The organism is Marinobacterium mangrovicola (genome assembly GCF_004339595.1).
GTDB classification, from domain to species: Bacteria; Pseudomonadota; Gammaproteobacteria; order Pseudomonadales; family Balneatricaceae; genus Marinobacterium_D; species Marinobacterium_D mangrovicola.
In genome coordinates this window covers 163689-175528 of record NZ_SMFU01000013.1, presented here as the reverse complement: position 1 = coordinate 175528, position 11840 = coordinate 163689, and the positions used below count along the sequence as shown (strand labels likewise).

The 11840-nt window shown below is 59.1% G+C and carries 11 protein-coding genes; 1 reads left to right on the top strand and 10 read right to left on the bottom strand.

Translation table 11 applies throughout. The annotated features are described in order from the left end of the window. Window positions 1–14 precede the first annotated feature (14 nt). The 3 genes from CLV83_RS20470 to CLV83_RS20460 all read right to left on the bottom strand — a co-directional run bounded on the left by CLV83_RS20470 (window position 15) and on the right by CLV83_RS20460 (window position 2117). Window positions 15–449 (bottom strand): acyl-CoA thioesterase, encoded by a 435-nt coding sequence (locus tag CLV83_RS20470; protein WP_132297155.1) that lies wholly within the window; start codon window positions 447–449, stop codon window positions 15–17. Between the two features lie 78 nt (window positions 450–527). After that, complete coding sequence (gene bioA, locus CLV83_RS20465) at window positions 528–1817, bottom strand: adenosylmethionine--8-amino-7-oxononanoate transaminase (RefSeq protein ID WP_132297152.1); 1290 nt, start codon at window positions 1815–1817, stop codon at window positions 528–530. Between the two features lie 90 nt (window positions 1818–1907). Then, window positions 1908–2117 carry a hypothetical protein gene (locus CLV83_RS20460; RefSeq protein ID WP_132297149.1) on the bottom strand — a complete coding sequence of 70 codons (210 nt, stop codon included), beginning with the start codon at window positions 2115–2117 and terminating at the stop codon, window positions 1908–1910. 272 nt (window positions 2118–2389) lie between these two features. On the opposite strand from CLV83_RS20460, the gene CLV83_RS20455 reads away from it, so the two are divergent. Next, a complete protein-coding gene (locus CLV83_RS20455; RefSeq protein WP_132297146.1) occupies window positions 2390–3994 on the top strand; it encodes an OpgD/OpgG family glucan biosynthesis protein in 1605 nt (534 codons plus the stop codon). Between the two features lie 18 nt (window positions 3995–4012). Here the strand turns inward: CLV83_RS20455 and CLV83_RS20450 are convergent, their stop codons facing one another. The 7 genes from CLV83_RS20450 to CLV83_RS20420 form a co-directional block, all read right to left on the bottom strand. Then, a complete protein-coding gene (locus tag CLV83_RS20450) occupies window positions 4013–5578 on the bottom strand; it encodes a cryptochrome/photolyase family protein (protein WP_132297143.1) in 1566 nt (521 codons plus the stop codon). 20 nt (window positions 5579–5598) lie between these two features. Continuing rightward, window positions 5599–5802, bottom strand: coding sequence for a DUF2256 domain-containing protein (locus CLV83_RS20445; protein ID WP_132297140.1), 204 nt, complete (start codon window positions 5800–5802; stop codon window positions 5599–5601). Then, on the bottom strand, window positions 5759–7240 hold the full coding sequence (locus CLV83_RS20440) for an FAD-binding domain-containing protein (protein ID WP_243642460.1): 1482 nt from the start codon (window positions 7238–7240) through the stop codon (window positions 5759–5761). The genes CLV83_RS20445 and CLV83_RS20440 overlap by 44 nt, the downstream gene beginning before the upstream one ends. Further along, window positions 7233–8588, bottom strand: coding sequence for a DASH family cryptochrome (locus CLV83_RS20435; protein WP_132297134.1), 1356 nt, complete (start codon window positions 8586–8588; stop codon window positions 7233–7235). The genes CLV83_RS20440 and CLV83_RS20435 overlap by 8 nt, the downstream gene beginning before the upstream one ends. A 94-nt stretch (window positions 8589–8682) precedes the next feature. Beyond that, window positions 8683–9390: a tRNA (N6-threonylcarbamoyladenosine(37)-N6)-methyltransferase TrmO gene (gene tsaA / locus CLV83_RS20430; protein WP_132297131.1), complete on the bottom strand. Its 708-nt coding sequence runs from the start codon at window positions 9388–9390 to the stop codon at window positions 8683–8685. A gap of 9 nt (window positions 9391–9399) precedes the next feature. Then, window positions 9400–10146, bottom strand: a complete 747-nt coding sequence (locus CLV83_RS20425) for a sulfite exporter TauE/SafE family protein (RefSeq protein WP_132297128.1) — start codon at window positions 10144–10146, stop codon at window positions 9400–9402. Beyond that, window positions 10143–11783 (bottom strand): Na/Pi cotransporter family protein, encoded by a 1641-nt coding sequence (locus tag CLV83_RS20420; RefSeq protein WP_132297125.1) that lies wholly within the window; start codon window positions 11781–11783, stop codon window positions 10143–10145. Before CLV83_RS20420 ends, CLV83_RS20425 begins: the two co-directional genes overlap by 4 nt. Window positions 11784–11840 lie beyond the last annotated feature (57 nt).

Genomic DNA, 11840 nt, shown 5'->3' with positions numbered 1-11840 from the left:
CTCAGCTACAGCGCTTAGCAGGTGATCTTCAGTACCTGAGTGCGGAAAGCTTCTGGAATGGGGCGGATTTTGCGTGCTTCATAGTCGAAAAACACCACGCCGGTTTTGGCGTGGGCGATCTCCACGGCGGTTTTCTTGTTGGTCAGCAGATAGTAGATATCGCAGCCATACTTGTTGAAGTCGCCCACGGTGACGTCCACCTGGACGCTGTCGCCGTAGAAGCTTTCCGCCTTATAGATAATCGCGTTGTCCGACATCACCAGGCCTGCGCCCTCGATATCCATTTCGGTGTAGTGGTACTGCTTTAGAAAGCGCACGCGTGCTTCATGGATGATGGATAACACCGAATCATGGCCCAGGTGCCCACCGTAATTGATATCGCTGATTCTGATCGGGATTTCGGTACTGAACAGATAATTATCCGGCATGTCGATGCGAATGCGCGCCATGAATACAACTCCCTGAATATTCTATTCTTCTGAGCTTTATCCTAGTTCAAAAACGGCTGAGGGGGCAGGTGCCTCGCGTTAATTCTCCAGCTGGCCAAGCACATCGATAATCGCGCTGCAGAGCGTCGCCAGGTCTTCGTTGCTCATGATATAGGGCGGCATAACATACACCAGCTTGCCGAACGGGCGGACCCAAACGCCGGCATCGACAAACAGTGGCTGGATCTCGGCAAGCGTCACCGGCTCGCGCAGCTGCACTACGCCAATGGCGCCCAGTGCCCGTACTTCGGCCACGTTGTTGAGGGCCGCTGCCGGGGCCAGCTGCTGTTTCAGTTGTCCTTCTATGCGGGAAACCTCAGCCTGCCAGTCCTGTTCCTGCAGCAGCGTAAGGCTTTCATTAGCCACGGCGCAGGCCAGCGGGTTACCCATAAAGGTAGGGCCATGCATAAAGCAGCCGGCACCGCCGTTGGAGATGGTTTCACCAATATGGGCGGTGGTCAGCGTGGCCGCCAGGGTCATGTAGCCGCCGGTCAATGCCTTGCCCAGGCAGATGATGTCCGGGCTGATGCCGGCGTGTTCGCAGGCGAACAGCTTGCCGGTGCGACCAAAGCCTGTGGCGATCTCATCGGCGATCATCAGTACTTCGTAACGATCACAGAGCGCGCGGGCGCCCTTGAGCCATTCCGGTGAGTAGAAATACATGCCGCCAGCACCCTGAACGATCGGCTCAAGAATCAGTGCGGCGATCTCGTCGGCGTGTTCGCTGAGCATCTGCTCAAGCGCATCCAGGTCCCCGTCCAGCAATGGCTGGCCGAAGCGGGTTTCGGGGCGGGGAATGAAGAACTGCTGAGCGAGCACGCCGCTGAACAGCTCATGCATACCGGTGACCGGGTCGCAGACCGACATGGCGCCGAAGGTGTCGCCGTGATAGCCGTTACGTAGCGACAGCATGCGGTGCTTGCCCGGTTTGCCGCGGGCGTGCCAGTACTGGATCGCCATCTTCATGCTGACTTCGGCGGATACGGAGCCGGAGTCGGCGAGGAATACGCGGTCCAGTCCCTCCGGAGTCATCTCCACCAGCTTGCGGGCCAGCTCGATGGCCGGCTCGTGCGTAATGCCGCCAAACATGACATGCGACATTTTGTCTATCTGGCCATGGGCGGCGGCATTCAGCCTGGGGTGGTTATAGCCGTGTATGGTCGACCACCAGGACGCCATACCATCGATCAGTTCGCGTCCGTCACTGAGCTTGATGCGCACGCCTGAGGCGGATTCCACCGGGGTCATCGGCGGTGGATTGATCATCGAGGAGTAGGGGTGCCAGATATGGGCCTGGTCAAAGGCCAGCTGCTCTTCGTTGATACTCATGCTACCTCCGGTGAGTTGAGAGGGGGATGCTCGGTGTCTGGAGGCGCGAAGTGTAACACAGGGGCTTTTGTAAACCTGGTGCCCGGAGCGTCAGTGGTTGTTGATGCCTGGCTTTTTGAGGCTGCCCGCTGGAAGTCCGGTTGAGGACGCGAGGTAGTGTTTCTGCTTATCGGCAAGTTTGGCCTGCCCGGTATAGCCGGCTGGAACCTCTTCGATCTTGCCGCCTGATTTCAGATAAGAGCGGGTCTGCTCGGCAATGGTCTGATGAGTCTCTTTAAATACGGGTTTCTTGTACGACATTACAGGGTCTCCTTATGAGTAAACACTCAACTAGTCTAGACCCTTATGCGCCATCTGCCGGCTGAAAATTAAACAACACTTCGGTGCTGGTTTCCCGGACGATTTGATGCGTCCGAATGATGACTGCAGCCGTCTGGGGAGCAACCTTTTACTTTCCTCGTAGTCTCTAAATATGAGCCGAGCCTCCATTCCTCAGAAAACGGGTCAGCGAGATCGCCAGTGAAACGCCCTGTGATGGAGGCATCAACGGAACATGGACGAAAAGGACGCTTATGAAATCCGGCTTTGAAAACCGAGGAGTAAACGGACGCCTGTTAACCGGCCTGGTGCTTACGCTAGGCCTTGCGGCAAATGGCGCGGTCGCCGCTGCCGAGCCCGCCGAGGGAGAAAATTTCAGCTATGCCTGGCTGAAAGGTCAGGCGCAGCAGTCGGCACAGGGACCCTATTACAGCCATAAGGGACAGCTGCCCGAAGCGCTTAAAGGGTTGAGCTGGGATGATTATCAACAGCTCAGTTACAACAAGGATGAAGCGCTCTGGCGCGATGATAAGAATGTGCGCTTTCGTGGTGAACTGTTTCACCTGGGCCTCTACTTCGACACGCCGGTGCAGATACATCGCTTGAAAGAGGGTGAGTCGAGCCCGGTGGAGTACTCATCATCCCTGTTCAGTTATGGTGATTCCGGCGTTAAGGGCCGTTCCATGCCGGATGACCTCGGCTTTGCCGGCTTCCGTCTGCAGTATCACAACGACTGGGCTCGCGATGTGATCGCCTTTTTGGGCGCCAGTTATTTCAGGGCCGTGGGCAAGGAGATGCAATACGGTCTCTCCGCCCGTGGGTTGGCCGTCGATACGGCCCTGCCAAGGCCTGAAGAGTTTCCCATGTTCACCGACTTCTGGCTTGAAGATCCCAAGCCCGGCAGTGACGTGACCACCGTATATGCGCTGATGGACTCGCCCAGCGTCACCGGCGCCTACCGTTTTGATATCCGTCCGGGACCTCGGTTGACCATGAAAGTGGATGCGGCGATCTACCCGCGTCGATCCATTGAGCGCTTAGGCGTTGCGCCGATGACCAGTATGTATATGGTCGGTGAAAACGACCGTCGTGTCGGTTGGGACTGGCGACCGGAGATCCACGACTCCGACGGCCTGGCGATGCATACCGGTAACGGCGAGTGGATCTGGCGTCCGTTGACTAACCCTGAGTCGCTCAGGTTTAACGCTTATAGCGATGAAAACCCCAAAGGTTTTGGCCTGCTGCAGCGGGACCGGGACTTCGATCACTACCAGGATGACGGTGTGTTCTACGATCGCCGGCCGAGCCTGTGGATAGAGCCGCTGGGCGACTGGGGCAAGGGTTCGGTGCAGCTGGTTGAGATACCGACCCTCGATGAGACCTTCGATAATATCGTCGCCTTCTGGAATCCGGCCGAACCGGTGGAACCGGGGCAGGAGCTGCTGTTCAGTTATAACCTCTACTGGGGCGGCACGGCGCCGGTGCAGCCTGAAGCGGCTCGGGTGGTGGATACCTTTACCGGTATCGGCGGCGTGGTTGGTCAGAAACGGGAGTATTACAGCCAGCGCTTCGTGATCGATTTTGCCGGCGGGATGCTCGATATGCTGGGTAAGGATACCGAGGTTAAGCCGGTCATTACGGCATCATCCGGCGAGGTGGAGATTGCGTCAGCACGTCCCCAGAACGCCATTGGCGGCTACCGCGCCATGTTTGACCTGGTGCCGACCGAGAGCACTGAACCGGTGAATCTACGGGTCTATCTCGAAGCCAACGGCCAGCCGCTGACCGAGACCTGGGTCTACCAGTGGACGCCGCCGCCTGCCGACGAGCGTGACCTGCGTAACCCCGGTCACCTTTAAGCGGATAGCGCGCCTGGGTCACAGGCTTTCTAGCCGTGACAGATATTTCTTCGCCTGATCGAGGATGGCCGCACGGCTCTCCTCGCTCTGGCGGTCCCAGTTGCGATAGAGCATGGCTACACGCGGGTTGAGTTCAAAGCGCTCGCGGTGGCGCAGCATGAAGTCCCAGTAGAGGCTGTTAAACGGGCAACTGCGCGGCCCGGTTTTCTGGCTGACCCTGTAGTGGCACTCCTTGCAGTAATCGCTCATGCGCGAGATGTACTGACCCGAGCCCGCGTAGGCCTTGCTGGCCAGCAGGCCGCCATCGGCAAACTGGCTCATGCCGCGGGTGTTAGGCAGCTCAACCCACTGGATCGCATCCACGTACACACCCAGGTACCAGTTATCCACTGCGTCGGGATCGATTCCTGCGATCAAACAGAAGTTACCGATCACCATCAGCCGCTGGATATGGTGCGCGTAGGCATATTCCAGCGATTGGCCCAGGGATTCCTGCATGCAGCGCATCTGCGTATCGCCATTCCAGAAGTAGGCCGGCAGTTTGCGATCGGCAGTCAGTGCGTTGCGCGATTCGTAGCCCGGCATATTGGCCCAGTAGATGCCGCGGACGAACTCTCGCCAGCCAAGAATCTGGCGTACGAACCCCTCCAGTTGCGCCAGATTGATTCGCTGCGGGTTGGCTTCCCGGGCGGCTATCGCCTGGCGGATAACCTGCAGTGGATGCAGCATTTTTGCGTTCAGGGCGAAGGAGAGTCTTGAGTGGTAAAGGCTCCAGCGCTGCTGCTTTTGCCGGGTCATTGCATCCTGAAAACGGCCGAAGTTGGGCAGCAGGTGTTCGCAGAAGTAGCTCAGCAGATCCAGCGCCTGGCTGCGACTGACCGGCCAGATCAGCTGTGGCTGCGCGCTACCGAAAGTCTTGACCTGGTGGCGCTCCAGTCGCTCAAGTACCTGGCTGGCATCGTTGGCGAACAGCAGCGGCTCCGGCAGTTGCTCCAGGGCTTCGGGCTTCAGCGATTCGCGATTCTCCTTATCGAAGTTCCACTGACCGCCTACCGGCTCGCCGTTCTCCAGCAGGATATCGTGACGTTTGCGCATGCGGCGATAAAACGCCTCCATCCGATGCGCCGTATCGGCCTTGAACTCTTTCGCCAGCTCGTCAAAGGGGAGTAGAAAGTGCTCCGTATCGACCTCCCGGCTGGGCAGGTCGAGATCGGCGGCATAGTGGCGCAGCTGTTCCAGCAGCCGGTATTCGTCCGGGCGCTGAAACTCGAACGAGCCGATCGCCTGTTCCGCGATTACCCGGTCGAGCAGCTGCGGCAGGCTGGTGCAGTCGGCGGTGTCATCCAGTGTCAGGTAGATAACCCGGTGTCCCGCTTTTTCCAGTGCGGCTGCGAACGCCTGCATCGCCAGGAAAAACGCACAGACCTTTTGCACATGATGGCGCACATAGCCGGTCTCCTGTTTCAGTTCGGCGATCAGATAGATGCAGTGGGAGTTCTTTTCCCGGAACCAGCTGTGTGAGGCATTCAGTTGATCGCCCAGAATGAGGCGCAGAGTGCTGCTGCAGTGCTCGCTGTTTTCCATGTCGCTTTTTCTTGTTTGGGTTAGGTTTCTTGCGAAGCAGGGCTGTCTTGCACCCGTCGATATTTCGAGCGCCGGCAGCGCTCGGAACAGTAGATCACCGACTCCCACTCCCTCGCCCATTTCTTGCGCCAACTGAATGGACGCTCACAGACCGGGCAGATCTTGCTGGGTAGATGTGGCTTAGCGTGCACGGGCCAGCTCCTCTTCAGTGGGTGGGCGTACATGGCGTTTGAGAATACGCTGGGCTTCGTTGCGCACATCCTTGCGTTCACGCCAGCTCCAGAGCCGTTCCCGGGCGGCGGCGCTGGCGGTATCCAGGTCGATGATCGGTTCCGGATAGCGATCCAGCCCAAGCATCTGGCGTTCCAGCGGAGCCGCGGACCAGGGTGTGTGGATAAGATCGGTGGGAATGTCGTGCAGCTCCGGCACCCACTGGCGGATGAAGCGCGCCTGAGGGTCCTGCTCCTGGGATTGTTTGACCGGGTTGTAGATGCGGATGGTGTTGGTGCCGGTCACTCCCGCCTGCATCTGTATCTGCGGGTAGTGGATACCCGGTTCGTAGTCGAGAAACAGGCGTGCCAGAGGCTGAGCGCAAAGCCGCCAGTCGATATTCAGATGATGACAAAGAAAGCTGACCAGCATGGCGCGCATGCGAAAGTTGATATAGCCGGTAGTGTGCAGCGCGCGCATACAGGCATCGACCAGCGGGAAGCCGGTCATGCCGGCGAGCCAGGCTTTCAGGTCCTGCTCAACGCGGTTATCCTGACGATAGGGCAACGCTTCGTAGGCGCGATTGACCGGTCGAAACTCCATCTCGCATTCGCTTTCGAACTTCTGGATAAAGTGACAGTGCGAATGCAGCCGCGAGGCAAAGGCGCGCAGGCTGTGACTCCAGTCTGGATGGTTACGCTGCAGGGACGTTCGCCGGTAAACCTGGCGCAGGCTCAGGTTGCCCCAGGCCAGGTAGGGCGAGAGTCGGGAGCAGTGTTGACGACTTTTATCGGGGCTTGAGATCGAGTAACGGTAGTTCAGCCCCCGGCGGCTGAAAAAGCTCTCCATCACCGCTTGCGCCTGCAGCTCACCGCCGGGCTGGAAATGTGCGGCATCCGCTTGGCTCTGTTCCGGCCAGATCAGCCTGGAAAGAGGTTCTACATGGATGGGGTTAAGTCTGGAAAGATCCAGGTGGGCAAGCGGGGCACGCATTACCCGGTACCAGTGCTGGTCCCAGTCATGTCTGCTGGTCAGGCCTCGGATAACGGCTCCGCTGGGGAACTCCTGCCAGCCGACTCCGCGCTGTTGGCACCAGCGGGCCACTCTTTTGTCGCGCTGGAAGGTGATATCCGTCCCCGTTTCTTCGTGGCTGAACAGACTCGCGATCCGATAGCGCTGCGAAATCGATTCAAGCAGGTTCGGCATGGTGCCGCACTGCACGCTCATATGCGCACCGAAGGGGCGAAGCTGCTGATCCATTTCCGCCAGAGACTGACGGATAAAGCGCCAGTGGCGAGCGCTCAGGTGAGGATCCCGGTCGCTATCTGTCTCCAGAACATAGAGAAGCAGGGTCGGCAGGCCGGTCTTCAGCGCCTCGACCAGGGGGTGGTGGTCGCTCAAGCGCAGGTCGCGTTTGAACCAGACGACCTGGATAACCGGGCGTTCAGTCACGCTGATTTTCCTCGTCTTTGGCCTCGCCATCGTCTGCGTTGTGGATGACCGGCCAGTCCGCGCAGTCGACGCTGTCCAGGGGGAGTGCCGCCGCCTGGCTGCTGGTCCAGCGCTTTACGTATGCGTCATCTGGATCGTATTGCTCTCTCTGCCATTCGATATCGAAGTGGCGCCCGCCGCGCGGGTCGGCGCCGACGCCAGCGATGTACTGCCAGTTCCCCCAATTGGCGGCGGGGTCGTAATCCACCAGCTGCTGCTCGAACCAGGCAGCGCCGTAGCGCCAGTCAACGCCCAGCTCATTGACCAGGTAGCTGGCGGCCAGCTGTCGGCCACGGTTGGATAGCCAGCCGGTCTCGCGCAGCTCGTTCATGCAGGCGTTAACCAGGGGACTTGGGGTAGCGCCCTGGGTCCATTTACGAAACCGGGATGGGTAGAAGGTCGTTAACGGTGGCTGAGTCTTGATACCGCGAAACTGAAACAGCTGTGAGCCGTGCTTGCGCGCGTACCAGTGAAAGTATTCCCGCCAGAGCAGTTCAAAATAGATCCAGCCAGAGGATTCGCTGGCGCCGTGGCGGGTTTCATATTGATAGAGAGCCTGGGCGATCTGTCTCGGAGACAGGGCGCCGTTGGCCAGCCAGGGGCTGAAACCGGTGCTGTTATCCCGGCCCTGAAGTGCGTTCCGTGTCGCCTTGTAGCTGTCTGGCAGGCGTGATGAAAAATAGTATTCGAGCCTCTCTGCAGCGCCCTCGCTGCCGCCGCTCAGAGCACTGTCGCCTTTGGAGGCATCCGGTAGCTGGTTCCAGTCCGATAGCGGAAGGGTGACAGGCGGTGGCGGCAGGCTGCCAGGCGGTGCGAGGGGATCGGGCACGTACAGCGACTCCACCTCTTTGCGAAAAGCGGTGAAATGGCCGGGCAGCTGCTCAAGGGGAAACGGAAGGTGATCCGGCGTAAACAGCGTGTGCGTCCAGATAAGCCGTTTATGCACACCGGGAAACTCCAGCCGGTCCCACTCGGTCAGCTCGTCGAAACAGCTGGGGTGGCTTTGCAGCAGCAGGTCTACCTTGAGCGCGGAGCAGAGCCGGCGCAGGCTGGTCTCAGGTTTATCGTAAAGCACCAGCAGGCGCTGCCCCAATGCTTCCAGGTGGCGGTCCAGATCCCGCAGAGACTGGTAAAGAAAACGCCAGCGGTGATCGCCCATTGGACGCGACTGATAGTTACCCATGCGAAACCAGCTGGGGTTCACGCAGTAAACGCAGATCAATTTGTCGGACAGGCTGGCTGCCTGAGACAGCGCGGCGTTATCGGTCAGGCGCAGGTCGTTGGTGAAGCGGTACAGCGTCGTAGTCATCAATGATCTCCCGGGTGCACAAGCAGGTACGTTCCGGGAGGTCAGAGTAGATCATTCTTTCACTGGCTGTGGCGCTGATCGGTCGCTGCCGAGGTTAAAGTGGTCTGGCGGCCACGGTGATTCTGAGAACCTCTATAGCTGTCTCGCTGATGCGGAAACGGATGTTGAGTTGGTGCAGGCTGACACCATATTCCCGTTCCGGATCACGCTGGTAGGCAGGTCTTGGATCGCAGCGCAGCAGCTCCTCTATCTGTGTTGCCAGCGGCTGGTTTTTCAGCTGACTCTGCTCGTTGACGGCCTGCTCGGCCTGTTCGCTCCAGTGGATCGGCAGCTCCAGAGTTTCAATCTTCTCCGCCAGGGCAAAGTGAGCCTCGGGGATACTATCGGCATAGGGCAGGTAGGGTTTGATATCCAGGATCGGTGTGCCGTCGAGCAGGTCCGCGCCGACCACGTCGAGCAGAATGGAGTCTCCCTGCTGGCGTATGCCGGTCAGCTGCACTGGAGACAGGCCTATGGGGTTGGGACGAAACGGCGAGCGCGAGGCAAATACGCCAAGCCGGCGGTTACCACCCAGGCGGGGCGGACGAACCAGCGGTTTCCATCCCTGTTCCGCGGTCGCGCTGAACAGAAAGATAAGCCAGATATGGCTGGCCTGCTCCAGGCCGCGCACCGCTTCTGGTGAGGCGAACGGCGGCAGTATCTCTATCGTCGCATTCAAGGATGGCGTCAGCCCCGGCTGACGTGGGATGCCAAACTTCTCGTCAAAGGCGCTGTGGATAACCCCGATGGGTTCAAAATTCATCGTTAAACCTCAGCCGATGATGGCATCGAACAGCAGCTTGCTGCCGGTGACGAACAGAAAAACAAAGCAGATACGGTAGAACCACTTTTCGTTAATGCGGTGATGCATCCAGTAGCCCATGCGCACCCCGATGGGAGCGAGTATGGCCAGGACCGCCGCCGTACTCAGGTTGGCCATGCTGAACTGCCCGAGAACTGCGTAGGGGATCACTTTCAGGTAATTGATCGCTGCGAACATGATAATGGTGGTACCGATATAAGCGCTCTTCTCCAGCTGCAGCGGCAGCAGGTAGATATTCAGCGGCGGTCCGCCGGCATGGACGCTGAAGCTGGTGAAACCGGTGATCAGTCCCCAGAAACCGCCGCGGGCGGTGCTCGGTTGTTTTGCCTCCCGCTGTTTTGGCCGCAGCCAGTAGTTAAGCGTAAACAGCACGGCGATGGCGCCAACGATAAACTCCAGGCTGCGCTCGCTCAGGTAGTTGAAGCTCAGCGCGCCGACAATGATGCCAACCAGTGACGCAGGAATCAGCACCTTGAGAAGACTGAAATCACCCTTGCCGCGAAAGCTCCAGAGACCCACCAGATCCATCAGGCAGAGAATCGGCAGCATGATCGCCGCCGCCTGAATCGGGCTGATCACCAGCGACATCATCGGTACGGCGAGCAGGCCCAGACCACCGCCAAAGCCCCCCTTGGAGATGCCAACGATAAGGACTGCCGGCACCGCGGCGAGGTAAAACAGTGGATCGGTAATCATGCTTGGGTCTGTTCCTTGTGTAGCGGTCCGCGTTCATGCACGGGAAGAGTGGAGCTCCAGTGGCTGGACGCTTTTTCGGCCTGCTCCGCCAACCGTTGCAGCTGGCTGACTGCGTCGAGCAGCGCCATGCTTTCGGCGTTGTCCATGCGGCCTTTGACTGCTTGCTCCAGCAGTGAGGATTTGAGCTGCTGGTAGATATGTTTTACCTCGCGCATCAGCTGGTGGGTTTCGTAGCCCTGGCTGCTGCTGTTCTCGCGTATCTCCGCCATATCGACCAGGCGAATAATCGCCTGTTTGAACTCAAACAGGTTTTTCTTCAGACCTTCATCCTGAATAGTATCAAACTGCGGATAGTAGTCGGCCAGGGTAGCGCTGATCCGTGCCATCTCGCTGAAGTAGCGCGCCACGCGCAGCGAGATCGGCAGGGTTTCACTGATCTCAGGAATCAGGTTCTGGCGCGCCAGTTCCTGATTGAATTCGGCGATCTTGCCAACCAGCTGGTAGATGCCCTGCGCCTCGGCTTCGATCTTATCACGGGATGCAGTTTCCGCGCTGAGTGCCTCCTTGGAAAGGCGGGTGCAGTGGCGGCTGACGCGGGCCAGCTCCTGGTTCATCGCTTCCACCGCCAGTGATGGAGTGGTGAGGATGTTTTTATCCAGGTAACGTGGGCGGGATTCGTTCTCTTCCAGGCTGCGGAAACGGTTGTTGAGCATCTTTTCCATCCAGTCCGTGAGCGGCCAGATCATCGCCACGCCAGTGAGGTTGAACAGGGTGTGGAAGAGTGCCAGCAGACTGACCAGGTCGAACCGGCTCGCATCCAGTTGATCGAGCCAACCCGCCAGAAACATCAGGAATACCAGTCCCACGGCGCCGGTGAGCAGATTGAAAATGACATGGGCGGCGGATATGCGCTTGGCGTTGGGCGTCGCGCCGATGGCGGCGATCAGCGCAGTGGTCGTGGTGCCAACGTTAGCGCCGATCACCAGTGCTGCCGCCGCTGACAACGTGATTGAGCCGGTGTGGACCAGCGAAAGGGCGATCGCCATGACAGCAGCGGAGGCCTGCATCAGGAAGGTCAGCAGGAAACCGGCTGCGACAAAGATAGCCAGTGCCAGCGGACCGTGGCCGATGCTCTCAAGCGGGATATTCTCGGAGAGGCCATCGAAGCTGGCACGAAGAAAGTCGAGCCCGATAAAGAAGAGGCCGAACCCGGCGACAGCAGTACCAATATGCCCAAGGCGGCCGTTCTTGCTCATCGTGCGCAGGGCGATGCCCACGCCGATCATCGGCAGGGCGAAGGCGCTGATCTTGATCTTGAAACCGATCAACGCCACCAGCCAGCCGGTCATGGTGGTACCGATATTACAGCCGTAGATCACGGCGATGGATTGACCCAGTGTTAGCAACCCGGCGTTAACGAAACCGAGGGTGGCCACAGTGACCGCGCTGGATGACTGCACAGCGGCGGTGATCAGGGTGCCGGATAACAGACCGCGCAGGCGGGAACGGGTCGCGGCCTCAAGGGCCTGTTTCAGGGAGCGTCCGGCGGCCTGCTTAAGCCCTGCGGTCATCAGTTGCATGCCCAGCAGAAAGAGGCCGATACCGCCGATCAGTTGGCCAATCATCTCAAACGTCATAGTTCCGCTCCGCGCCCTGAAGCCAGTAGGAATTGTCCAGACGGACAGTTTATCAGA